Annotated in this window: 23 protein-coding genes; 8 read left to right on the top strand and 15 right to left on the bottom strand. The window is 61.0% G+C overall.

Features of this window, described 5'->3' with window-relative positions; all coding sequences use genetic code 11:
- Window positions 1-581 precede the first annotated feature (581 nt).
- Window positions 582-872 (top strand): con-10 family general stress protein, encoded by a 291-nt coding sequence (locus MPC4_RS18965; RefSeq protein ID WP_134491417.1) that lies wholly within the window; start codon window positions 582-584, stop codon window positions 870-872.
- 371 nt (window positions 873-1,243) lie between these two features.
- The gene (locus MPC4_RS18960) at window positions 1,244-1,648 is read left to right on the top strand and encodes a cytidine deaminase (protein ID WP_134491415.1); all 405 of its coding nucleotides are present in this window, start codon (window positions 1,244-1,246) and stop codon (window positions 1,646-1,648) included.
- A 213-nt stretch (window positions 1,649-1,861) separates the two neighbouring features.
- On the opposite strand, the gene MPC4_RS18955 is transcribed toward MPC4_RS18960, so the two are convergent.
- A complete protein-coding gene (locus MPC4_RS18955) occupies window positions 1,862-2,071 on the bottom strand; it encodes a cold-shock protein (protein ID WP_012590813.1) in 210 nt (69 codons plus the stop codon).
- A 347-nt stretch (window positions 2,072-2,418) separates the two neighbouring features.
- On the opposite strand from MPC4_RS18955, the gene MPC4_RS18950 reads away from it, so the two are divergent.
- A complete protein-coding gene (locus MPC4_RS18950) occupies window positions 2,419-2,958 on the top strand; it encodes a formaldehyde-activating enzyme (protein WP_134491413.1) in 540 nt (179 codons plus the stop codon).
- An 84-nt stretch (window positions 2,959-3,042) separates the two neighbouring features.
- On the opposite strand, the gene MPC4_RS18945 is transcribed toward MPC4_RS18950, so the two are convergent.
- From MPC4_RS18945 to MPC4_RS18905, 9 genes are read right to left on the bottom strand one after another with little or no spacing between them, the layout of a single operon-like run.
- The gene (locus MPC4_RS18945) at window positions 3,043-3,927 is read right to left on the bottom strand and encodes a Pnap_2097 family protein (RefSeq protein ID WP_244629116.1); all 885 of its coding nucleotides are present in this window, start codon (window positions 3,925-3,927) and stop codon (window positions 3,043-3,045) included.
- A 34-nt stretch (window positions 3,928-3,961) separates the two neighbouring features.
- Window positions 3,962-5,233 (bottom strand): MSMEG_0569 family flavin-dependent oxidoreductase, encoded by a 1,272-nt coding sequence (locus MPC4_RS18940; protein WP_174513897.1) that lies wholly within the window; start codon window positions 5,231-5,233, stop codon window positions 3,962-3,964.
- A 47-nt stretch (window positions 5,234-5,280) separates the two neighbouring features.
- Window positions 5,281-5,568, bottom strand: a complete 288-nt coding sequence (locus MPC4_RS18935) for an MSMEG_0570 family nitrogen starvation response protein (RefSeq protein WP_174513896.1) — start codon at window positions 5,566-5,568, stop codon at window positions 5,281-5,283.
- Window positions 5,561-6,724: an MSMEG_0565 family glycosyltransferase gene (locus MPC4_RS18930; protein WP_174513895.1), complete on the bottom strand. Its 1,164-nt coding sequence runs from the start codon at window positions 6,722-6,724 to the stop codon at window positions 5,561-5,563. Before MPC4_RS18930 ends, MPC4_RS18935 begins: the two co-directional genes overlap by 8 nt.
- Window positions 6,721-7,698: a sll0787 family AIR synthase-like protein gene (locus MPC4_RS18925; RefSeq protein ID WP_174513930.1), complete on the bottom strand. Its 978-nt coding sequence runs from the start codon at window positions 7,696-7,698 to the stop codon at window positions 6,721-6,723. The genes MPC4_RS18930 and MPC4_RS18925 overlap by 4 nt, the downstream gene beginning before the upstream one ends.
- Window positions 7,698-8,240, bottom strand: coding sequence for an MSMEG_0567/Sll0786 family nitrogen starvation N-acetyltransferase (locus tag MPC4_RS18920; protein WP_174513894.1), 543 nt, complete (start codon window positions 8,238-8,240; stop codon window positions 7,698-7,700). Before MPC4_RS18920 ends, MPC4_RS18925 begins: the two co-directional genes overlap by 1 nt.
- A complete protein-coding gene (locus tag MPC4_RS18915; protein ID WP_174513893.1) occupies window positions 8,237-9,361 on the bottom strand; it encodes an MSMEG_0568 family radical SAM protein in 1,125 nt (374 codons plus the stop codon). Before MPC4_RS18915 ends, MPC4_RS18920 begins: the two co-directional genes overlap by 4 nt.
- Complete coding sequence (locus tag MPC4_RS18910; RefSeq protein ID WP_174513892.1) at window positions 9,282-10,331, bottom strand: Nit6803 family nitrilase; 1,050 nt, start codon at window positions 10,329-10,331, stop codon at window positions 9,282-9,284. The genes MPC4_RS18915 and MPC4_RS18910 overlap by 80 nt, the downstream gene beginning before the upstream one ends.
- Window positions 10,332-10,363: 32 nt before the next feature.
- Window positions 10,364-10,846, bottom strand: a complete 483-nt coding sequence (locus tag MPC4_RS18905) for an MSMEG_0572/Sll0783 family nitrogen starvation response protein (RefSeq protein WP_134491397.1) — start codon at window positions 10,844-10,846, stop codon at window positions 10,364-10,366.
- Between the two features lie 362 nt (window positions 10,847-11,208).
- Here MPC4_RS18905 and MPC4_RS18900 point away from each other — a divergent pair, with 362 nt between their 5' ends.
- Window positions 11,209-12,591: an aminotransferase-like domain-containing protein gene (locus MPC4_RS18900; protein WP_174513891.1), complete on the top strand. Its 1,383-nt coding sequence runs from the start codon at window positions 11,209-11,211 to the stop codon at window positions 12,589-12,591.
- A 14-nt stretch (window positions 12,592-12,605) separates the two neighbouring features.
- Here MPC4_RS18900 and MPC4_RS18895 read toward each other — a convergent pair whose 3' ends face one another.
- The gene (locus MPC4_RS18895) at window positions 12,606-13,211 is read right to left on the bottom strand and encodes a nitroreductase family protein (protein ID WP_134491393.1); all 606 of its coding nucleotides are present in this window, start codon (window positions 13,209-13,211) and stop codon (window positions 12,606-12,608) included.
- A 184-nt stretch (window positions 13,212-13,395) separates the two neighbouring features.
- Here MPC4_RS18895 and MPC4_RS18890 point away from each other — a divergent pair, with 184 nt between their 5' ends.
- Both MPC4_RS18890 and MPC4_RS18885 read left to right on the top strand, forming a co-directional pair.
- Window positions 13,396-14,382, top strand: coding sequence for an MBL fold metallo-hydrolase (locus MPC4_RS18890; protein ID WP_174513890.1), 987 nt, complete (start codon window positions 13,396-13,398; stop codon window positions 14,380-14,382).
- Window positions 14,383-14,490: 108 nt separating this feature from the next.
- Entirely contained in the window at window positions 14,491-15,543 is a 1,053-nt protein-coding gene (locus MPC4_RS18885) for a hypothetical protein (RefSeq protein WP_174513889.1), read from the top strand.
- Window positions 15,544-15,561: 18 nt separating this feature from the next.
- Here MPC4_RS18885 and MPC4_RS18880 read toward each other — a convergent pair whose 3' ends face one another.
- The 3 genes from MPC4_RS18880 to MPC4_RS18870 all read right to left on the bottom strand — a co-directional run bounded on the left by MPC4_RS18880 (window position 15,562) and on the right by MPC4_RS18870 (window position 19,004).
- The gene (locus MPC4_RS18880; protein ID WP_174513888.1) at window positions 15,562-16,932 is read right to left on the bottom strand and encodes an L-serine ammonia-lyase; all 1,371 of its coding nucleotides are present in this window, start codon (window positions 16,930-16,932) and stop codon (window positions 15,562-15,564) included.
- 115 nt (window positions 16,933-17,047) lie between these two features.
- Window positions 17,048-18,022 (bottom strand): DUF5996 family protein, encoded by a 975-nt coding sequence (locus MPC4_RS18875; protein WP_174513887.1) that lies wholly within the window; start codon window positions 18,020-18,022, stop codon window positions 17,048-17,050.
- A 205-nt stretch (window positions 18,023-18,227) separates the two neighbouring features.
- Entirely contained in the window at window positions 18,228-19,004 is a 777-nt protein-coding gene (locus MPC4_RS18870; RefSeq protein ID WP_174513886.1) for an MOSC domain-containing protein, read from the bottom strand.
- 393 nt (window positions 19,005-19,397) lie between these two features.
- Between MPC4_RS18870 and MPC4_RS18865 the strand changes: the two genes are divergently transcribed.
- Both MPC4_RS18865 and MPC4_RS18860 read left to right on the top strand, forming a co-directional pair.
- Window positions 19,398-20,135, top strand: coding sequence for a type 1 glutamine amidotransferase (locus MPC4_RS18865; RefSeq protein WP_174513929.1), 738 nt, complete (start codon window positions 19,398-19,400; stop codon window positions 20,133-20,135).
- Window positions 20,136-20,287: 152 nt separating this feature from the next.
- A complete protein-coding gene (locus MPC4_RS18860; RefSeq protein ID WP_174513885.1) occupies window positions 20,288-20,683 on the top strand; it encodes a 2Fe-2S iron-sulfur cluster-binding protein in 396 nt (131 codons plus the stop codon).
- Between the two features lie 108 nt (window positions 20,684-20,791).
- On the opposite strand, the gene MPC4_RS18855 is transcribed toward MPC4_RS18860, so the two are convergent.
- Window positions 20,792-21,511 (bottom strand): 2OG-Fe dioxygenase family protein, encoded by a 720-nt coding sequence (locus MPC4_RS18855; protein WP_174513884.1) that lies wholly within the window; start codon window positions 21,509-21,511, stop codon window positions 20,792-20,794.
- Window positions 21,512-21,525: the final 14 nt, after the last annotated feature.

Below are 21,525 nucleotides of genomic sequence, written 5' to 3'. Positions count from 1 at the left end.
CGATGTGCGCAAGCAAACATACGCGCGGGCCGGGGCCGGCCATTCGGACAATAGCGAATTTTAATCGAAGCCTGAGCGAACATGCCGTCGCCGCGGCGCCCTTGGATTTTTGGAGCATCAATGCGACAGACGGCAAAAGCTTTTCTGACGGCCTGCGCCTTTTTCGCCGCGGGTCTGTTCGCCGGCGGGGCGGAAAGTTCAGATTTCGACCAAGCGCTGTTTAGCGTGTTCCGTTGGCCGGCGGAGTTTCAGCCTCCGGCGTCCCCCCTACCGGTCAGGCGCCCCAAAAAGCCGCCCTTACATAAATCGTGGGGAAATCCGGAACTCCCAGCCCAGCCTCCGCGTTCAAACTGTGAAGCCTTGGCGTGCCCTGGCTTTATAATCCTCGGAGTAGGTTTTTAATTAAATGAGAGCTTAGCTCCGTTCGCAATCGCAAAATATTTAACGCGACTGCAAACAATTTAGCGCGGTGCAGCATACAGAATTTTTATTTGTAACGTGAACTTGAAGAATTTTTCGAAACCTTTGCCGCTGCCAGACATTACATAAAACAGGTAAGCGAACTCAGAGAGAGCACAGCAATGAGCGCAGTGGAGACCACCAAGAAATCGGCGACGTCGACCCGAGGCTTCGCTTCAATGGATCCGGAAAAGCAGAGAGCAATCGCGCGCAAGGGGGGCGAAAGCGTTCCCCATGAGAAGCGCAGCTTCTCGCAGAACCCGGGGCTTGCAGCCGAGGCGGGCCGTAAGGGCGGGCAGAGCGTCAATCCCAATAAACGCAGTTTTTCGCGCAACCATACTCTTGCGTCTGAAGCCGGCCGCAAAGGCGGCCACGCTTCGCACGGCGGACCAAAGAAAGCGATCATAGACTGATCGAAGGTCCGCAATAGCAACAAAAAGACGCGGCAGCCGCGGTTTTGGGGCCGCGCCTTTTGTGTGTTGGATTGTGCAGGATTACGGGCGCTCCAGCTTTCATCGCTGGAGGGTGATGCTTTGGCTGGGATTTTCGCGCTTTTGGGGTCCAGCGTCGCGCGGCGCCTTTAGTTGATTTTCGCCCTATCCACAGCGGACGCCAGAGGATATTCCGATCAGGTCGGTTCGATTCGGTCACAAGAATATGCTCAAGCTTTTCAAGCTGAAGCGATTTCTGATCGGTCGAACGGCGCCATTCGATCACAAGGCGCTGTAAGTGTGAGGCGGTCGCTTTTGGGAAAGCAAATTCTCTTTCGGGCGACGGCTTAAGCATGAGCGCGCTCGATGATTTGTTCAGCGCCGCCTTTGAAGCGCGGCGCAATGCTTACGCGCCCTATTCCAACTTCGCGGTGGGGGCGGCGATCCGCACCACGTCCGGAGCCGTCTTCAGCGGAGCTAACGTCGAAAACGCCTCATATCCGCTCGGCTCCTGCGCCGAAGCCAACGCGATCGCCGCAATGGCCGTTGCGGGCGAGAGGCAAATTTCCGAAATTCTGATTATCGGCGAGGGCGAGGCGCTTTTGACCCCCTGCGGGGCGTGCCGCCAACGCATTTTTGAATTCGCCGGCGCTGGCGCTCGCATTCATGTCGCGGGACCTGAGGGCGTGCGGGCGACATTCTCGTCAGCAGAAATGCTTCCCTACGCTTTTGGCCCGAGCATCACCGAGCGGCGTTAGGGCATAATGCCGAAAAGTTGCAGGCTTTTCGGGCCGATTCATGCAGTAAAACAAAGGCTTAAGGCGCGGAATGCCATTCCGCCCAAATGCCTTCTGCTCTCGTTAACGGCTCCTGATGCTTTCGCTGTCAGGAACTCGCCGGAACAAGGCCCGCTCGCGATAAAAAAGCCCCGGCTTGGCCGCCAGGGCTTCGTCTCGAGGGGAGGTTGTGCCTCAGGCGGCGCGAAGATTGCCGGCCGAAGATTTGCCAGTCCGCTTGTCGGCGATCACTTCATAGTTGATCTTCTGGCCTTCCTGGAGGTGGCGCAGCCCTGATTGTTCCACAGCGCTGATGTGGACGAAAACGTCCTTGCCGCCATCGTCTGGCTGTATGAAGCCGTATCCTTTGTCCGGATTAAACCACTTCACAGTTCCCGTAGTCATATAGTGCATCCTTAGAATCGTAAGTAAGCGAGCGTCAATCGATGACGCCGGTGTCGCATCGTCGTTTTAAGAAGGAGGTCGTCAGCGGACGCAAAACTGCGAGGCCAAGTCGTCGGTAAAAAACACGACACGCTTCAACATACGGCGATGCTGACCGGAAGACAAGGGGGCCTGCGTCATTTTGACAGAGGGCGCGAATCCCAGACCCACGAGCAGAATCTTCGCAATTGCCCGCTGGAGCGCGGCGCCAATTTCAAGCCTCCCGCAAGTTCGGTCCCGGCGCCCCCTTCCGCGCAAGCCCCGCCGGTGGTATTCGACCAGTTCTTTCAACGACAACAGGGCGAAACATGAGCGAGATCTGGCTGCGCGCCGGCGAGGCGACGGTTCTGGCGGCAGAGGGGCAATTCACCGACGCGATGCCCGAGGTCATGATCGGGCACGTCAAAGGACCTGTCGGTCATGCCTTCGCCGCCATGGCGGGGCAGGTCGCGGGCCATCCGCGCATGTTCGTCATTCGCGACCTTAATCAGATGGTTCGCCCGCCGACCATGATGACGACCAAGGTGACGGTCAACTCGACGGCCTATGTGGAATTGCTTGGCGGCGTTGTGCAGGCGGCGACGGGCGACGCCATTGTCGACTGCCTCAAGGAAGGCGTTTTGCCGAAGAAGCACGTCGACGATCTCTGCATGATCATCATGGTCTGGCTCGACCGCCGCTGCGCGACCGATCCGAACCTCGACAGGCGCGACCTCTACCGCACCAATTATGAGGCGACCAAGCTCGCGATTTCCCGTGCGATGAATGGAGAGCCGACTGTCGAGCAATTGATCGAGAATCGCAAGACCGTCAGCCACTACGCGCTCGAGGGCGTTTTCGAGGGTTGAACGGGCGCGCAATCGCCGCGCGCCGCAGCGTCGGCTTGAGCGAAGCTGGCTGGATGCGCGCTCCAGCATAGCCGCCAGCTTCTCTCAGCCATGAGGCCCACGCCGCGTAAATACATCCGCGAGCCTTGCGCCGTCACTTTCCCGCGCGATCTCAAACCAGTGCGCCAGAACATGGTCCTCCTTGCGCTGGCTGAGCAGCCGTAACACGATGCGCTCGCCCGGCTCGATATTGCCGTGATAGATGATGTCGCGGTCAATCGTCATATAATCGACGAGCGAGGCGTCCTCCAACAGCTCCCATTCGGCGCGGTCGACGAAAGACTGGAAGGCGGCGAAGTAAAGAAACCCGGCGCCGTTGAAATCCTGCGAAGGGCAAGGCCTGATGCGAAGCTGCGCCTCACACCGTCCTTTCGCTCTTTCAAATCCGAAATACGCGGTCCAGCGATCAGATCTGATCATGGCCGCGACGCCGGCGGCGCGATCGAACCTCTCGCTCTTCCTGATAGGAGGAAGGCCTTCGAGCGAAACCCGCGCGATCGAGCGATTCTTGCCCCGCTCCCGCCGTTTGACGAAAACAGAGACGAGTTCAACCTCGCCGACCAGGCGCCCATCACAGCTCAGCCGGTGGAGGCTGACAAATTGCGCGCCTGAAATCCGCGCGAGATCGGACGAAAAAGCGAGTTCGTCATTCTCGCCCATGACGCCGAATTTTGCGTTCCGGATCGTCGCGGCGCAAAAGGCGGCATAGACAGGCTCACCATCCGCGTCACGAAAATCGGGAAGGGCGCGCCCTGCTGCGGCGGCGATCATCAGCCAATGGCGATGCCCGCATTCTTTCAGCAGCCATGTTTCCGATAGGCCCTTTAAGCTCAGATGCGGCATTCCGAGCAGCATCGTCGCTGGGGCTTCGATCGCCGCCGTTTCAAAAACGTCAAACGGCGCCGATCGCGCAGACAGGATGTAGTTCACCGGCGTCTTCTCCGTCGGGTTAATTTGAGCGAATTCAACACGCCGCCCGCAGCCGGGGCTTAATGGCGAGCAGATGCTCATCAATGCGATGCGACAAAAATTCAGCGTCGCGTCCAACCCCGACAAATCGGCCAGAGCCCCATGTGTAGAGCCACGGCAGCCCGATGATGAAAAGACCATCCTCCTTCGTGACGCCTCGCCGATGCTCCAGATAGCCTGCTGCATCGAGAATCGGCAGATCTATCCATGACCAGTTCGATCGAAATCCGGTCGCCCAGACGATGCTCGCTACGCCTTCCGCCACCGGGTCCAATTCAGTCAGAGCTTTGCTCGGGCGCCACACAGCTTCATAGTGACGGCCGGGGGGAGCATCAATGCCCTTTTCGGCGATGTGCTTGTCGATGAGGCCGCAGATTCCATTGTAGACAGCGTCGGCGCCATCGAGGTTCTTGGCAAGATCATCTTCGAACAACAACCGGCCGGAGTCGATGTCCTTGAGGCGGCCATAGAGCGACATGCCTTCCTTTGCAAACCGCCGCAGATCAATGTCCCGTCCGCCATCGCGCCCAGTGAGATAGTGGTTCGCCTTTTTGCGCACGCCTTCCTTCAAAGGATGATCGTCGACCGGCAAATCATATTGTCCAAGATCAGCCAGCCAATCGACGCAATCGCGGCCGCGGTAGACGCGCGGACAACGCGGAGCGCTTCCGACGACAAGATGCACCTTGCGCCCGGCAAGATGCAGATCTTCCGCGATCTGACAGCCGGACTGGCCTGAGCCGACGACCAACACGTCGCCTTCTGGCAATTGGCCGGCGTTCTTGTAGGCGGAGGAATGGATCTGCCTGATCGCTGGATCAACGCGCTCGGCGCTGCGCGGAATGCTTGGCGTATGATAACCACTGACCGCGAGGACCACCGCGTCCGCCGTCATCCCTCCCTCGCTGGTTTCCACCACAAAGCCGCCGCGCGCATCGCGCCCAAGCCGCGTCACTGCGACGCCTTCCTCGACCGGCGCCTCGATCCTCCTCGCGTAATCCTCGACATAGGCAACGATCTCTTCGCGCTTCATAAAGCCATGCGGCTCCCCGCCGGCGTAAGGGCGCCCCGGAAGCTGACACTGCCAATTAGGGGTCACGAGGCAAAAGCTGTCCCACCGTTGCGTGCGCCATGAATGCGCGATGCGGTTCTTTTCGAGAATGACATGATCGACGCCATGCTGTTTCAAAAAGTAGCTGACCGACAGGCCGGCCTGGCCGCCGCCGATGACGACGACGGAACGATGGGAGGGCAGTCTGGAACTCATTGGAGTAACTCCTTGATTGATCAGTTCGTTCGATCTTTGAGAAATCTTCACTCTTCGAATGCTTCGATGACGACGCGCGCGTCCCGAATCGTCGCGAACTGGGCGCCCTGCTTTTCGATACGGGCGAGCTGACCAAGCGCGCGCGAGCAGGGCGCGCCATATTTTGCCTGCACGCGATCGCTCGCGATGCGTAGCGCGATGCGGCTCCGGTCAAGAAAGTCATCGAGAGAATACCGCCTGCCGACCTCGAAATGGTCCTTGATTACGAGCGAGGGCGAATAGCAGCGTTCTGTCGCGCCATCCGGCCAGTGGATGCGAAAATACATCTCAGGCATAGGATTCCTCAGTCAGTCTTTCATAGGCGGCAAGATGAGCGCGCGCCATATGTCGCCAATCATGTTTTGGCGCGATTTCGAGGCCCGCGGCGATGAGGCGACCGCGCAAAGGCTCGCAAAGAGCGGCGAGGATGGCGCGTGCGATCGAAGCGGTGTCGTGCGGATCGCACCAGGCGACGTCACCAGCACGAAGATATTCGGTGAAGGGCGCAATTTGTGAAACAATGACAGGAACGCCGCTCGCCATCGCTTCAATCACGACCAGGCCGAAGCCTTCCTTCAGCGAAGGAAACGCCAGCACATCCGCGATGCGGTAGAGAGCTGGCATGTCATCTTGCGCTAACGGGCCCGTGTGAATGACAGCGTCGGCCGCCAGGCCGCTCGACGCCATCGCGTCGGCGAAGCCTTGTTGATAGGCGCCGTGATCGAGCAATGATGCGCCGCCCGCGATGATGAGCTTCGCATCCGGATGAACGCGACGAACCTCTTGGAAAGATTCAAGACTCGCAATCGTGTTCTTGCGGGCTTCGATCCCGCCAATACAAAGAACCACGGGACCGCGCCCAAGGCCGAGTCGTTTGCGCAGCACGCGATCGCGATCATCAGGCCTCGGATGAAACCGGGTCATGTCGACGCCATTGCCGATGATTTTCGCATCGACGCCGAACCGCTCTGCGAGCCAGTCGCGCCATTTCCGGCTGACGGCGAAATGCATGTCCGCGGCGCGGATCGCGCGCGCCTGCAGATCCATCAGGGCGGCGGATTCGAAATGATCGACATGATGGACGGTGCGCGCGATTCTTTGGATCAGGCCGCGCTCTTTCAAAGTAACAAGCGCATTGCCGGAAATGCCGTCCTGGGCATGGAAGACATCAAATTGCCGATGGTCTTTATTTTCAAAATGACGCACGTAATCTCCAATGCGCGCCTGGACCATCTCTGTGGTGTCAGCGCCCACAGGCGAAGCGGGAACGCAGACCGTCCCGCACGCTGTCCGTCTGAAGAACCCTTTGCCCTTAGAGTCTGGCGCATGGACGACCGCTTCATGTCCGAGAGCGACCAACGCATCGGCGAGCTCCAGCGCGTGGACGACGCCGCCGCGCGGATTGGTCGAATGCGCCAATATGGCGATGCGGAGGGAAGAGGCGCGGCTCATGCCAACGCCTCCTCGATCGCGCAGCCGATCAATGGCCGCTCGGTGAAATCCCAGATCGTTTGCGTCGACGTTCCGTCGGCGATTCTCAGCTGCCGCTCCGCCGTCACGACACCAATGTCGGCGGCGGCGATCCCTCGCGCGGCGAAGGCGGCGAGGACCACTTCAAGGTTGCAAGGCGTAACAGAGAGGAGATAGCCAAAGCTCGGGAAACTGGTGAGCCAGCGCTCCAGAGGAACGCCCGAAGGCCTCGGGACCGAGAAGACGTCGATCACGGCGCCGACGCCGGAGCATTCCGCCAGCATGGCCGCCGTCCCAACGACCCCACCCTGGCTGATGTCCTTTGCGGATTTGGCAAGCCCCCCCTCCGCGATGGCGGGGAGGATTTCGAGGTCGCCGCGCAACCGCTCATGCGGCGCGCCGAGCGCCGCCTGCCAATTGGAAAAAGGCTCACGATAGGCTCCGCGCAGATCTATCGCAGCGACGAGACGATCGCCCGGCCTTGCGTCGAAACTGGTCAGAAGGCGTTTGGCTCGGCCAAGGATTGCGACCGATAATTGCCCGCGATCCGTGTTGATATTGGTGTGGCCGCCAACGATCGGCACGCCATAAGCCTCAGACGCCGCGCGAAGCCCGGCGAGCACCGGATCGGCCTCGTTCTCGCCATTGGCCCAAAGCGCGTCGACGACGGCGATCGGGCGGCCGCCCATGGCGATAACGTCGGACACGTTGACCATGACGCCACACCAACCCGCGAACCACGGGTCGCGCGCGACAAATTCATTCATGAAGCCTTCGATCGCGAGCAGCAGAAAGCCATCAGCGTCTGGGATCGCAGCGCAATCGTCGCCGACCGCAATCATAGAGCCGCCGTTGACGCCAAGCTTTGTGGCGACCATGCCTATGTCCTGTTTGGCTTTGAGACCGGCGCCGGCGCGCAGCGTCGCGGCGAGCGCGGCGAGATCGAAGCGCTCCATCATGCAGCCTTTCTCGCCAGAGAATGAAAGCCCGTTTCGGCGTCGACGAAGGGCGGATAGAAGGAGAGATCGGCCTCCATGCGATGATGCGGCCTTCCGTGCAGAACGACTTCCTCGACTGTGCGCCAATGCATGCGGCGAAAGAGCAGGACGTTCTGGCTTTGGACGTCTGCAAGAAAGCGCACGCATCCGCGCGCATGGGCTGATGAGACGGCAAGCTTGATGAGCGAACCGCCGAGCATTCCGACACGGCGGTAATCGACTGCGACCGCAAGCCGAGAGCCGACCCATAGGCCGGCTTGCTTTTCGTGTATCCGCACCGTTCCAACCACCGCGTCGGCTGCGACCCCAAGCAGGGAGATCGCAACGATCGGGATTGCGGTCTCGTCGATCGCGTCGAGGTCGTCGCCTTCAAAGATCCCCTGCTCTTCACAAAAGACAGCGCGACGCAACGCATGCGCGCCCCGCTTCTCCCAAGGCCGGATTGCGAATTTGATTTGAAAGGCGCTGGCGACAAAGGGAGCGAAGGGTTCGAAAATCATGCCGAAATCCCTCGCTCATAGGCTGAAAGAGCAGAGCATGCGCCGCATTTGGAGCAGCCCGCCTTGACCTTCTCCGATTGCATGCCGGCGGCGACGAGCATCGCGGCGAGCGGGCGTAAAATCTCATGCATGAACTGAGGGTCAGGCGTCGGGTGGCTCTCGAGCGGCGTGCCGGAAATCGGCACGAAAGGCGCGACGAAAGGGTAGACGCCGATGGCGACAAGCCTTTCGCAGATCGCAAGGATCGCCTCCTTTGTATCGCCGAGGCCGGCGAGGATGTAGGTTGAGACTTGGCCACGGCCGAACACCGGGACAGCGGCCTGAAACGCCGAGAAGTAGCGATCGAGCGGGACCTGCGCCTTTCCTGGCATGATCCTCGCCCGGACTTCGGGCGTCACGGCTTCGAGGTGCATGCCGAGCGCATCTACGCCGGCCTCCTTCATGCGCGCGAACCACACATCGTCATCCGGCGGCTCGCATTGCGCCTGAATCGGCAAAGCGACGGCGGCTTTGACGGCCGCGGCGCTCTCGGCGAGAATCGCAGCGCCGCGATCGGGAGTCGCCGGCGTTCCGGTCGTCATCACCATATGTTTGACGCCGTCGAGTTCAACCGCCGCCTTGGCGACCTCTGCGAGTTGAGCCGGACTCTTTCGCTCGATCGTCCGGCCGGCCGCGAGCGACTGGCCGATGGCGCAGAACTGGCAGGTTTTCGTGCGGCTCTGATAGCGAATGCAGCTTTGCAGAACCGTCGTCGCCAGCACGTCGCGTCCGTGCAGTACGGCGATCTTTGAATAGGGTATGCCATCGGCGGTCTGCAACGCGTAGAATCGCGGCTGCGAGGGGAATGACGCTTCAGCGATGGCGAACCCATCGCGCAGGATGCGGCTGACGCCGAAGGCGTCGGGCTTTTCGACGAGGTAGGGGCTCTCGAACGCCGGCGCGGTATGCACCGGCGCCATCACCGTTACGCCGCCGATGGTCAGCGCCTTGTGATCGGAAGGGCCTGCGCCCCCACGACGGCTGTCGGCGCCCGCCTTGGGATCAACGAGACGCACCCCGCAGGACTGCAACTCGTTGATCAACTGCTCCGTCGAGATCGCGGCTGCAATTATCTGCTCCATCGAATTCACTCCCGGTTGCGCAAGGGTTTTCGAACGATGTCGTGGTCTCCACCGGCGCCGCCGGGCGGTTGTCGAGTTTGAGGCTCAGCAGTTCGGGGCGCGCGTAATGGCCAACGCTATCCATCATGCGTTTGCGCTTGACGATGAGGCTCATATCGAGATCGGCGACGAGAATGCCTTCCCCCGAAGTCAGAGGAGGAACGACATGCGCGCCTTCAGGAGAGATGATTGCCGTCATGCAACCACCGCGGAGACCACGCCGCATCTTTTCATCAGGCGATATTTTTGCGATCTGCTCCTCGCTCAGCCAACCCGTCGCGTTGACGACGAAACAACCGCTTTCGAGCGCATGATGACGGATGGTGACTTCGATCTGATCGGCGAAGACCTGCCCGACCAGTGAGCCCGGAAACTGCGCGACGTGAATCTCTTCATGCTGCGCCATCAACGCATAGCGGGCGAGCGGGTTGTAATGTTCCCAGCAGGCGAGAGCGCCAACCCTGCCGACCGCCGTATCGACGACCTTGAGCCCCGCGCCATCGCCCTGACCCCAAATCATCCGCTCATGGAAAGTTGGGGTGATCTTGCGCCGCTTGAGCAGCAGCGTTCCGTCGGCGTCGAAAATCAATTGCGCATTATAGAGCGATCCATGGTCGCGCTCATTGATTCCGAGCGCGACGACGACGCCGCAGCGCCGCGCCATCGCGGCGACCGCCTCCGTCACGGGGCCGGGAACGGCAACGGCGTTCTCATAGAGCCGCACATGTTCGGCTCCAGTCAGCATCGGCGGGAAGACGAACGAAAAGTAAGGATACCAGGGCACAAAGGTTTCGGGGAAGACCACGAGCTTTGCGCCTTTTTCCGCCGCCTCGTTGATCGCCGCCAGGACGCGGTCCAGCGTCCCGGTCGGCGTCTCGAGGTCCGGCGCGATCTGAACGGCCGCGACGCGGACCAGTTTCTTCTCGGCCATCGCTGTTTCTCCTCTGCTCAAGCGCTCGCCCGTCACAGCGTCCAGGTGTCGAGAATGAAAGCGTTGTCGCGACGGTGCAGAAGCACGAGGTCCAGCACGTCAAGCGGATTGATCGGCCTGATGCCGGGGATAAGAGAGGGCTCGCCATGGCCGTAAAGGGCCTGCAGGGCGAAGCGGCAGGCGTAGACCTTGCCGCCCTCGGCGATGAATTTCGTGATCTGGTTGTTGAAGTTCTGATGGCCGGGAAAAGCTTCGTCGCCGATTTTGGGGAAGCCCCGCTGCACGCCGAGCGTCACTCCCGGACCATAAAGGAGGATCGATGTGTCAAAGCCCTTGCGCTTGAGGCGCGTCGCCTGCAGCAGATTGACGAAGCCGATTGATCCTTCGAATGCGACGGTATGAAAAGTGACGAGAGCTTTTTCGCCGGGCTGTGCCTGAACGTCTTCAAAAACCTTCTCTTCATAATCGACAAAGACATCGCCTTTTTGATGGGCGGGCAGGGTGACTGCTGGCATTGCGAACTCCTACGGGGTATATTGACTGGATTGTTAGCGCCAACCTCCGGGCTGCTTACGAGAATATGATAGCAACTGATGTGCCAATTGAATGGCTTGCTCAAAAGTGCATAAAAATAGTCATTTTACATTCAATTATGCAGTCAATTGCTTTTTTGCGTTTACAGCTGGCGATGCGAATTGAGCACAATGCCTCTGTTTTAGGAGGTGGCGCCTAAATATTTCCCGCGAGGCGGTTGGCTGAAATGAATGGATAGACCGGAAGCACATAAAAATCTGATGCGCGACGATCCTTAGCGATATACAGTCAATCTTGCGGATTGAATCAATTCCTCGCCCAAGAGTAAGAAAGATGTGGCAGCATGCCTGACTGGACGCCTGATCTGAGCGGCAGCGATAAGCCGCTTTACCTCGCGATCGCGGACGTCATCGCGAACGATCTCAAAACCGGTCGGCTCGCCGTCGGCGACCGGCTGCCGCCTCAACGTAAGCTGGCGAGCCGCCTCGCCGTCGATTTCACCACCGTGGCCCGCGGCTATGTCGAAGCGCAAAAGCGCGGGTTGATCGAGTCGCGGGTCGGCCAAGGCACCTTCGTCAGCGCCAGGGCGAAGCCGCAACGATCCGCCGGGCCGGCGCGGCAAGACCTCGTCGATCTCTCCATGAATCTGCCTCCCGAACCCGACGACCCCGATCTCATCCAGCGCATGCGCGCAGGCGTCGAGGCCGTCTCGCAGGATCTTGTCCCGCTGCTGCGCTATCAGGGATTTGGCGGTTCGCCCGCCGATAAGGACGCAGCCTCGAACTGGCTCGGGCGGCGCGCGCTGGTGCCGTCACATGAGCGCCTTTTCGTGACGCCCGGCGCCCATCCCGCGCTGCTCGCAATCTTTGGCATCCTCGCCAAGCCCGGCGAAACAATCCTCTCGGAGGCGATCACCTATCCGGGCGCGCGTTCGATCGCCGCGCAACTGGGCGTCAATCTGCACGGCCTCGCGATGGATGAGGACGGCGTCGATCCGGACGCCTTCGCGCAGGCCTGCGCGCGGCTGAAGCCAAAGGCGCTCTACCTCAATCCGACGCTGCAAAACCCGACGACGCTGACGATTCCGGAAGCGCGCCGCACCGCCATCGCCGCCGTCGCCCGGCGGTTCGGCGTGCCGATTGTCGAGGACGACGCCTATGGCTTCATTCCGTTGCGCGGCCCTGCCCCCTTCGCGGCGATCGCGCCGGACCTCACCTGGCACGTCGCCGGCCTGTCGAAGTGCATTGGCGCCGGTCTTCGCGCGGCCTATGTCCTGACCCCCGACGCGCGCTCTGGATGGCCCTTCGCCGCGTCGGTGCGCGCCTCCTGCGTTATGGCCTCGCCTCTCACAGTCGCGCTGGTCACGCGCTGGATCGAAGACGGCGCGGCCGACGCCATCTTGCGCTTCATCCGCACGGAGACAGCGGCGCGCCAGGCCCTTGCGACCGAGCTGCTGCCAAAAGGCGCGTTTCGCGCCGACCCGATGAGTTTCAACCTGTGGCTGACACTGCCGAAGCCATGGACGAGATCGGCCTTCGCCGAGCATATGCGATCAACGCGCATCGGCATTGTCGCGAGCGACGCCTTTACGGCCGATGGGGCGCCGCCGGAAGCTGTGCGGGTCTGCCTCGGCGGCCCGACCCGGCGCGCCGACGTCCGCAACGCGCTCGAATTCATGGCGCATGCGCTGCAAGAATCCCCTGCGCTCGCCTCGACATTTCTTTAGGAGCGCACACGGCGTCAGAGGTTGCGCCACCTTGTGGTAATCGCATCGACGTCCGGGCGTTTGCGATCCGCCGGTTTTTCTTTCGCCGTTCCTATGAAAATGACGCCTGCGATTTTTTCGTCTTCCGCGGCGCCGAGGACCTTGCGGGCGCGAGGACTCGAGGCCGCAAAGCCTGTCACCCAATTGGCCGCGAACCCCATCGCATGCGCCGCGGTGAGAAGATTCATGCAGACCGCTCCGGCGGACAATTCCTGTTCAAAGACGGGAATTTTCGCGGTCCCGTCGGTCCGGCTCACGACGATCACCACGACCGGTGACGATGTGAAGACGCGCGCCATGATGGCGGCGAATTTCTGCAGCTTGCCAGGCTCCATCGCCGCATTCTCGGCCAGGTAGCATTCAGCCAGCTTTTCGCTCGCTTGCGCCCGGGCGTCGCCCTCAATGACGATGAAGCGCCAGGGTTCGAGCACGCCATGATCCGGCGCGCGAGCGGCGATCGTCAGCAGGCGGCGAAGCTGGCCCTCGTTTGGCCCCGGCTCCCCGATCAGGCCGCCACCCGCCGAGCGGCGGCTTTCGAGCAGGGCGAGCAGGCCTTCCTCCGCACGAGCTTCGATCGTCATGACGCGCTTTCCCCGACCTTCCTCTATGATCGCAACTTGTTGTTTTTGAATTGGATCCAGACCAAGCCAGTTGCATTGTCTGATATCGCATTATTTTATCCGAAGACCAGCATCCGGTTTTGGGAAATGATGGTTGGGTGAAGAGAGCCTCGCTCGCCCGCAACTGCGCCCCGGAGACCATTCTATGCCCAATCCTTATTACGAAGGTCCGGCTTCAGATCATTTCGACGGCGAACGCTTCTTCAATCCGGGCCGGCGCCGCGAGACGCCGCCTCTGCGCGCGCTGCTGCGGTGGCGGCTGAACGGCCAGAAAGCGAAATGGCCGCAAGGCGTGCCGAGTCCTTACAAGGATCGCCCGCCGGAGCGGGTCGAAACATTGCGCATCGCCTTGGTCGGTCACGCGTCTTTTCTGATCCAGGCCGCCGGCTGCAATATCCTCGTCGATCCGCATTGGTCGGAGCGCGCGAGCCCCTTCTCCTTCGCCGGGCCGAGGCGCTTTAACGCTCCAGGCATCGCCTTCGACGATCTGCCGCCGATCGATGTCGTGCTGGTGACGCACAATCACTATGACCATCTGGATGTCGCGACCCTGATTCGGCTTTGGCGCGCGCATCGCCCGCTCATCGTGGCGCCGCTCGGCAATGATCGCGTGATCAGGGCGGCCTATCCCGCGATCGCGGTGACGACCGGCGACTGGGGCGAACGCTTCGTTCTGTCGCCTCATGTGGCGGCGACGATCACGCCCGCCGACCACTGGTCCGCCCGCGGCCTGCGCGATCGCCGCATGGCGCTCTGGGGCGGCTTCGCGCTCGAGGCGCCGGCCGGCCTCGTCTATATCGCGGGCGACACTGGCTATGGCGATGGCTCCATCTTTCGTGGCGTGCGCAAGAGATTCGGCTCGCCCGCGGTAGCGCTCATCCCCATCGGGGCCTATGAGCCGCGCTGGTTGATGGCGCCGCAGCACGTCGATCCGGCGGAGGCCGTGAAGATCATGCGCGATTGCGGCGCGCGTCAGGCGCTCGGCGTGCATTGGGGAACCTTCTGTCTTAGTGACGAAGACCATGACGCCCCTGAAAAAGCGCTGGCCGAGGCCCTTGAGGCCTATGCCATCGCGCCGCGGCGCTTCATCGCCCTGCGTCCGGGGCAGGTGTGGGAAAACACGGCCGGCTGACTTGCCGCCGACATGTGGGATCGCCCACACGCGGGGCCGCGAATTTGCGCTTCTATCCTTTCAGAACCGCCGCGAGCGGCGAGATGTTCCGTGAAAGGAGACAGCGCCATGACCCCAGTTGAATATAAAGACGTTCCATCCCTCAACCTTTGGATGCGCGATTCCAACGTGACTTTCGCGGTCAGGAAGCAGGACATTATCCTCATGCGGATCGATCAGCTGGTCGAAGACTATCACACGGCCGGATTGGATCTCCCCCGCCAAAGCCTCATCCTTTGCGACCTTTTTCTCACCATCGACTTTTGGGTAAAGAGCCTCCACTCCGGCAACAAGAAATGCGAGAAGGGGCGATATCCCGCGATGATGAATCTGTTCGCGGCGATCGTGAAGCTGCTCAAGCTGGCCTTCGTCGTTCAGACCGACGTCGAGCTTTCCAATGCGCTGAAGGAGTTCGTTGGCCTTGGCATGAGCGCAGGCGGCCACGTCACCGATCAGAGCGCGCCGATGAAGCCTTTCAGCGATGATGAGCGCGCAAGATACCGCGTCTGGTTCAAGGACACGCTCGCCTACCAGGTTCCGTGGTGGGAAAACTCCAGGAGCCTCAAGAGGGAGCTCGCCTGGTCCTATCGCGGCTATGTCGAGATGAAGAGAGGAATGGAGATGGGAGGCCAAACCCCGAGCTACTCCGGCTTCATCATGACGCTCGACCGCGAACTCTATATGACGAAACAGGACAAGGCCGAGTTCAGATTTCATTCATCATATACCTCCGGCGCGCGGGTTATGATGGCCGGCACGATCCTTATCAGAAGCGGCCGCATCCTCGGAATTCGGACCGACAGCGGGCACTACAAGCCGGGGCAACACAACATGACTGCATTTTTGTGGGCGCTTTTGATGTTCGGCGTTCCGTTGAGCCCCATAGCGATCCTCAACCACGAAGAAAAGTTCATAACGACCGCCGACAAATTTCTTAGCGACCACAATAAATGGAGCAAGTTTCTCGAGGGACACGAGCAGGAAATTGAGAAACTGCGCGACGCGAAGGGCGCGAGCGGATTCCAGAACCGCGACATGTTCCGCAAGGGCGATGATCTTCAGGGAACGCCGATGAAGCCCATGATCGACAACCCCTACGACGAGACGGCGGCCGCGTCATGAGCGGCGCCGCCCTGTGGGTCAGCACTCGGTGAAATTGACCGCAAGGCCCCCTTGCGAGGTTTCCTTGTACTTCGTCTGCATGTCGGCGCCGGTCTGATACATGGTTGCGATGACCTGATCGAGCGACACCCGATGGACGCCATCGCCATTCAGCGCCAGCGAGGCCGCGTTGACCGCCTTCACCGCGCCGAAGGCGTTGCGCTCAATGCACGGAATCTGGACGAGGCCCCCAATCGGATCGCAGGTCATGCCCAAATGATGCTCCATGCCGATCTCGGCGGCGTTCTCGATCTTTTCATTGCTGCCGCCAAGCGCTGCGGCAAGACCCGCCGCCGCCATCGAGCAGGCGACGCCGACCTCTCCCTGGCAACCGACTTCGGCGCCGGAGATCGAGGCGTTCATCTTGAAGAGCGCGCCCACCGCCGCGGCCGTCAACAGGAAGGCGCGCATCCCCGCCTCCGAGGCGCCGGGGCAATAGTCGCGATAGTAGCGCAGCACCGCGGGCACGACCCCTGCCGCGCCATTCGTCGGCGCCGTGACGACCCGGCCGCCCGCGGCGTTTTCCTCATTGACGGCGATCGCAAAGAGGCTGATCCGATCCATGATTTCATGGGGCGGGCGCTGATTGTTGAGGCGGTCCGCCTCAAAGCGGGCAAGCAGCATCTTGGCGCGACGCCGCACGCGAAGACCGCCAGGCAATTCGCCATCGAATCTGAGGCCGCGATCGATGCAATTCATCATGGCCTCGATGATCGCGGCAAGATTCCGTTCGACCTCTTGCCGCGGCCGCAAGGCGCATTCATTGGCCTCGACGATCTCTGCGATGGCAAGGCCGGTCGCAGCGCCGATATCGAGAAGCTCCGCCGCGTCGGCGAAGGGATAGGGGACTTTGACCGTCTGGATCGGCGGCGTCTCCATATCCTCTTCGCGAACGACGAAACCGCCGCCGATCGAACACCATCGCTCATCCGCCAGCGGCTTGTCTTCCGCGTCGAAAGCCCTGAAGCGTAGCGTATTCGGATGATGCGGCGTTTCGCTCATCCGGTCGAAAACAATGTCGCGTGTCGCGTCGAAGGCGACCGACCTTACGCCGCCGAGCGGCAGCCCGTGGGTTTTCGCGACGGTGGCGACCAGTTCGTCGCCGCGATCGGGATCGATGGTTTCGGGCCTCTCCCCGGCAAGGCCGAGAATGACGGCCTTGTCCGTCGCATGTCCCCTGCCGGTCCAGGCGAGCGATCCATAAAGATCAACCCGCACGCGAGCGGCGGCGTTGAGATCGCCGGCTTCGGCGAGAGACTGGACAAAGGCGCCCGCCGCCTTCATCGGCCCCATGGTATGCGAAGACGAAGGCCCGATGCCTATCTTGAACAATTCGAAAATGCTGATCATGCCGCCAATCCATCAGCGCCGCCGCTGAGCCGGACGCCGCGGTCTTGGGATATAGATAATGGAAACCAGGGAAATCGCCATGTTTTGAGGCAGGCGCCGCTGAAAGCGGGCGCCCTCAAAGCGGGGCGGAGATCGCGCGGGGACGCCCGATTTCCCCGGGCCCGCATTCAAGCGAAGCGCGATCCCATGCGGCGCCAACGGCGGCCGCATCATAAGTGCTCTGTAGAAATTGCAGCAAAGCCTCGTCCGGCGCAGGCGCCGTTCGCACGCAGTCGTAAGGCAGGATGAACTCCTGCAAGTCTGTGCTGAAAAACGCCCGTTGCGGACGCAGGACAGCCGAGGAAAAGCCGGGCGGCGCCGGATAGGCATAGGAATAGAACGCTGGATAATCGATTCCGCCGCCGCCCGGCCAGAAGCCAGCGCTGCTCACCTCATGCGAATAGGCCTCGCGCACGACGCTGTCGGGAAGATAGGGAACGCCGCCCGGATGCAGCGGCGCGCGCCGCCCGGAGAAGCGTGTCACGGCGAGATCGAAACTGCCCCAGAAGAAATGCACAGGGCTGCATTTGCCGAGAAAACCGGTGCGAAACAGCTTAAAGACACGATCAATGCGCAGCAACGCTTCCCAGAAGCGATGCGCCTGATCTGGATCATAGTGGCCGTGCAGCCTGTCTTCGCTGAAGCGGATCGGGTCCGGGAGTTCGTTCGGCGTTTCATTGATCGCCAATCGGACGCCCAAGCCGGCGAGCCCCGCCATGAGCGTCGCATAAAGATCGGCGATGGTCGAAGACCGGAGCGGCATATGCCACCTTTGGCCATCGCTCGTCTCGACGATCAGCCGGTGCGCGATAAAGTCGAAGCAGATCTCGAACGTGCCTTCGCCGTAGGGGATTGGCGAAGTCGTCAACCCTCGCGCGCAGACATAAAGCGTCACATGCCAGGAGTGATTGAGCCAGGGCGTTCGCGACAGCCGGATCTTGCCGACGATCTGCGTCAACAGATGCAGCGTCTCATAGGTCTCCCGGCCGGCCGCGTAGTCAAGCTCGGGCCATGCGTTCGAAGCGTCCAAAACGTCTCCAGGCTGCGCCATAAAACCTCAATCGACGACCGCTGCGCGACCGTCCGTTCAAAAGCTGCAGATGACAAGGGCCGCCATTCCCGCAAGGGCCGATCGCTTGACCCTAGAGCGCTTTCCGATCGAATGGAGTCATTCGATCGATCAGAAATCGCTCCAGTTTCAAAAACTAGAGCATATCCTTGTCGATCAGATCGAACCGATCGGATCGGAATATGCTCTAGGCGAGAGCGATGACGTCGCCAAGAGCGATATCGGCGCCCTCTTTCATTTCGACATAGATGCCCATGTCCGGATGATTGAAGGCGCGAACAAGGGCCGCGGGCAGATTGCGGTCACGCTCCGCCGTCGCTGGATTGACGTTGGTCGCGCCACAGCGCTTCGTGCGCAAAACGCCGACGGCGCCGGCGGGACCGATGCGAACCTCCTTGCCGATCCAGTCGAATTCCTCCCAGGGGTTGTCGCCTTCGAAATAGATATTGGCGCGAAAGCGCAACGGATCGACCGGCGCGCCGACAGCCTCTTCAAGAACGCGCACAGACTTCAGATTGATCAGCGAGACCGCCCGCATCATGGCTTCGCTCGTCACCGCCACATCAGTGAACTGGCGCCCTTCGATACGCAGCAGTTTCGGCTGTCCCGACACCTTGCCGTTCATAAAAGCCGCGATGAATTGCTCAAGACGCTCAACGTCCTCGGCCTGGGTCAGCGAACCGCTGAACAACGGCTTGCCGCCCATTGAGAGCGACAGGCGATCATCATCGCCATCATCGAATTTTGCATCAAGCTTCGCCAATTGTTCATGCAGCAGCAGCATCAGAAAATCGGTTTTCGGACGGGGCGCGGCCTCATAATCGCTCGGCTGAAGCGTGCCCTTGCTGAAGGCGTAAAACCGGTCTTTTGGAAATCCGGCCGCCGGCATGACGGCCACTTCCGTCAGCGGCTGCGCTGTAAAGCCCTTGACCGGATATCGATAAAGACCCGAAACCTTTCCCATTCCCATGCGCTCCATAGCCTTCGGCGGCGCGACGCCAAACGTCGGGCCTCAATCAGCCGGCGCTCAGTTACTTGCATGAGCGGCGCCACCAAATGGGGGGCCTCGCTTGACGCCAGCTCACATTATGAGAAATTCTAAATTTTCTCTGGAATATAAATCAATTCTTACAGAGAGAGTGATCGGCTCATATCTTGCTTCGGGCTCAAATGAGCGGCCGCGCAGCAAGGCTCGCGGCCTATAACGACGAACGGAGGGAGGGCGACCATTTTATTCAAAAAATCACTGGCGCGCGCGGCTTTCAACCTCGAGCAGAGCGGATCCGCGACCTTCAAACAAGACTCTAGAGTCTGCGAACAAGACTTCAGAATCTTAAGCTGCTTCTGAGGATTTATGATGCGTATTTTGGTGTTTCAACATCTCGCTGTCGAGCATCCCGGTATCTTCCGCACGTTGTGGACCGAAGCCGGACATGACTGGGAAACGGTCGAACTCGACGCCGGAGAGACGATCCCGGCTCTCGACGGCTTCGACCTTCTCGCCGTCATGGGCGGACCGATGGACGTGTGGCAGGAGAGAACCCATCCGTGGCTCGTCCGCGAAAAGGCTGTGATCCGTCATTGGGTGCGGGTTTTGGGGCGCCCCTACCTCGGCATCTGTCTCGGCCACCAGCTTCTTGCCGCCGCGCTTGGCGGGAAGGTCAGCCTCATGGCGCGGCCCGAAGTCGGCCTCGCGCAGGTAGACCTGACGCCAAACGGCCAGGACGATCCGCTGTTTCAAGGGTTCGCCCCGGGCTTTGAGACCTTTCAGTGGCATGGCGCGGAGGTATCCCGCCTTCCTGAAGGAGCGACGATCCTCGCCGGAAATTCGGCCTGCCCGGCGCAGGCCATCCGCTGGGGGCGGCACGCCTATGGCCTGCAGTTTCACACTGAGGTGGAAGCAAGCGCCGTCGGCGAATGGGAACAGATTCCGGAGTATAAAGAGAGCCTTGAGAAGGCGATCGGCGCGCAAAACGCCGCCGCCCTTGGGGAAACGATAGCGCCTAAATTGGCGGCGTTCAGCGCGTCCGCGCGTCTCATCAGCGAGAATCTCGGCAATATCGTCGCCGGGGCGCCGCAGCGGCAGCGCGTCTGACTTTCCAGGGCGGATGCGGGTGAGGCGACGGCTTTCCCCGCAAGCCACGCATCGCCGCTTGTGCGTCGGCCGATCCGCGGCGTCGGCGCTGGACTGGATCATGCATGAGGTTGACCGCCAAAACGGCATGATCGCCTCCGGGTGCCCCCGCTATGGACAATTTCTCTCCTTCGACCGAGGCGATTGACGCGGCCGACGACGCGCGGCCGACAATCTCGCTGATCCTTTGCGATAGCGCCGGAAATGCGCAGCCGATCGAGGGATTTGCGGGCGAACGCCTGCTCGACGCCCTGATGCGGGCGCGGGCAGACGTCATGCCCGTTTGCAATGGACGGGCTTGTTGCGGCGGCTGCAGAGTGAGAATCGACAAAGGCGGGCGCGATCGCGTCACGCCATCGGGCCGGGGCGAACGAAGCGTGCTGCGCTATATCGACGACCCGCATGAAGACGATCGGCTATCGTGCCAGATCGCCTTGACGGCCGCGATCGGCGGTCTCGAAATCCGCACGCTCGAAAGGCCGCAACGGCCCAAATCGGAAACGGACTAGCGCATATTCCGATCAGACCGGTCGATCTGATCGACGAGAATATGCTCAAGCTTTTGAATCTGGAGCGATTTCTGATCGATCGAATGACTCCTTCGATCGGAAAGCGCTCTAGCGGCGGAAGGTGACGACGAGCACATCCCGATAAGCCGGACGCGAAGGATCGAGAGGCTCGACCGGCGTGACGCCGTGATAGACCCTCGAATCATCGACGAAGGCCGCGTCCATCGGCTGCGTCAGAGTGAAATTGCCGATATTTTGTTTCAGAAGATCGTGGATCGAGGTCATGCCGCTGGCGACGTTTTCGCGCGCAACCAGCAAAACGAGCACCCAGTCGACGCCATCCCGGTGCAATCCCTCGGGCGTTGGCAGTCCGTGCTCGCCGGCGCGCGCTTCGATCCGGAATTGATGGATTTCGACGTGCCATGCCGCGGGCTTCGCGTCGGCCGGCGTCAAACCGTCGAAGAGATCGAAACAGGCGCGCAGGATCGCCCGCATGGCCGGATGGGCGCCGATTGCGCTCGTCACCGGCGCAAACCAGCGCTCAAGGCCTCCATTCAAGGGATTATAATCCCGGCTCTGATAATGGGGCTGGTGCGGCTTGCGCGTGATTTCGCCCTGCGCGGCGGCGAAAGCGGCGTAGCGGCGGCGGCGATAGCGCCCTCCATCGGCCATGTAACCATCGATGCCGAGATCGTTCCAGCTTTGCGCAAAGCTGTCCCAATCGGTGAGGCCAGCCTCGCGCAGCGCAGCGTCCATCTGTTTGGCTTGCGCGAATGCGAAGCCGTCGAGCTTGAGAGATTCGGCGATGAGTTGAAGATTTGCGTTCATCAGGCAGGTTTTTC

This window comes from Methylocella tundrae, from assembly GCF_901905185.1.
Classification (GTDB): Bacteria; Pseudomonadota; Alphaproteobacteria; order Rhizobiales; family Beijerinckiaceae; genus Methylocapsa; species Methylocapsa tundrae.
This window is presented reverse-complemented; position numbering and strand designations above follow the sequence as displayed.

Excerpts from the sequence above, each read along its gene's own strand:
- MPC4_RS18965 (WP_134491417.1), top strand. The coding sequence starts at position 582 with ATGAGCGCAGTGGAGACCACCAAGAAATCGGCGACGTCGACCCGAGGC.
- MPC4_RS18960 (WP_134491415.1), top strand. The coding sequence starts at position 1,244 with ATGAGCGCGCTCGATGATTTGTTCAGCGCCGCCTTTGAAGCGCGGCGC.
- MPC4_RS18955 (WP_012590813.1), bottom strand. The coding sequence starts at position 2,071 with ATGACTACGGGAACTGTGAAGTGGTTTAATCCGGACAAAGGATACGGC.
- MPC4_RS18950 (WP_134491413.1), top strand. The coding sequence starts at position 2,419 with ATGAGCGAGATCTGGCTGCGCGCCGGCGAGGCGACGGTTCTGGCGGCA.
- MPC4_RS18940 (WP_174513897.1), bottom strand. The coding sequence starts at position 5,233 with ATGAGTTCCAGACTGCCCTCCCATCGTTCCGTCGTCGTCATCGGCGGC.
- MPC4_RS18935 (WP_174513896.1), bottom strand. The coding sequence starts at position 5,568 with ATGCCTGAGATGTATTTTCGCATCCACTGGCCGGATGGCGCGACAGAA.
- MPC4_RS18930 (WP_174513895.1), bottom strand. The coding sequence starts at position 6,724 with ATGAGCCGCGCCTCTTCCCTCCGCATCGCCATATTGGCGCATTCGACC.
- MPC4_RS18925 (WP_174513930.1), bottom strand. The coding sequence starts at position 7,698 with ATGGAGCGCTTCGATCTCGCCGCGCTCGCCGCGACGCTGCGCGCCGGC.
- MPC4_RS18920 (WP_174513894.1), bottom strand. The coding sequence starts at position 8,240 with ATGATTTTCGAACCCTTCGCTCCCTTTGTCGCCAGCGCCTTTCAAATC.
- MPC4_RS18915 (WP_174513893.1), bottom strand. The coding sequence starts at position 9,361 with ATGGAGCAGATAATTGCAGCCGCGATCTCGACGGAGCAGTTGATCAAC.
- MPC4_RS18910 (WP_174513892.1), bottom strand. The coding sequence starts at position 10,331 with ATGGCCGAGAAGAAACTGGTCCGCGTCGCGGCCGTTCAGATCGCGCCG.
- MPC4_RS18905 (WP_134491397.1), bottom strand. The coding sequence starts at position 10,846 with ATGCCAGCAGTCACCCTGCCCGCCCATCAAAAAGGCGATGTCTTTGTC.
- MPC4_RS18900 (WP_174513891.1), top strand. The coding sequence starts at position 11,209 with ATGCCTGACTGGACGCCTGATCTGAGCGGCAGCGATAAGCCGCTTTAC.
- MPC4_RS18895 (WP_134491393.1), bottom strand. The coding sequence starts at position 13,211 with ATGACGATCGAAGCTCGTGCGGAGGAAGGCCTGCTCGCCCTGCTCGAA.
- MPC4_RS18890 (WP_174513890.1), top strand. The coding sequence starts at position 13,396 with ATGCCCAATCCTTATTACGAAGGTCCGGCTTCAGATCATTTCGACGGC.
- MPC4_RS18885 (WP_174513889.1), top strand. The coding sequence starts at position 14,491 with ATGACCCCAGTTGAATATAAAGACGTTCCATCCCTCAACCTTTGGATG.
- MPC4_RS18880 (WP_174513888.1), bottom strand. The coding sequence starts at position 16,932 with ATGATCAGCATTTTCGAATTGTTCAAGATAGGCATCGGGCCTTCGTCT.
- MPC4_RS18875 (WP_174513887.1), bottom strand. The coding sequence starts at position 18,022 with ATGGCGCAGCCTGGAGACGTTTTGGACGCTTCGAACGCATGGCCCGAG.
- MPC4_RS18870 (WP_174513886.1), bottom strand. The coding sequence starts at position 19,004 with ATGGGAAAGGTTTCGGGTCTTTATCGATATCCGGTCAAGGGCTTTACA.
- MPC4_RS18865 (WP_174513929.1), top strand. The coding sequence starts at position 19,398 with ATGCGTATTTTGGTGTTTCAACATCTCGCTGTCGAGCATCCCGGTATC.
- MPC4_RS18860 (WP_174513885.1), top strand. The coding sequence starts at position 20,288 with ATGGACAATTTCTCTCCTTCGACCGAGGCGATTGACGCGGCCGACGAC.
- MPC4_RS18855 (WP_174513884.1), bottom strand. The coding sequence starts at position 21,511 with ATGAACGCAAATCTTCAACTCATCGCCGAATCTCTCAAGCTCGACGGC.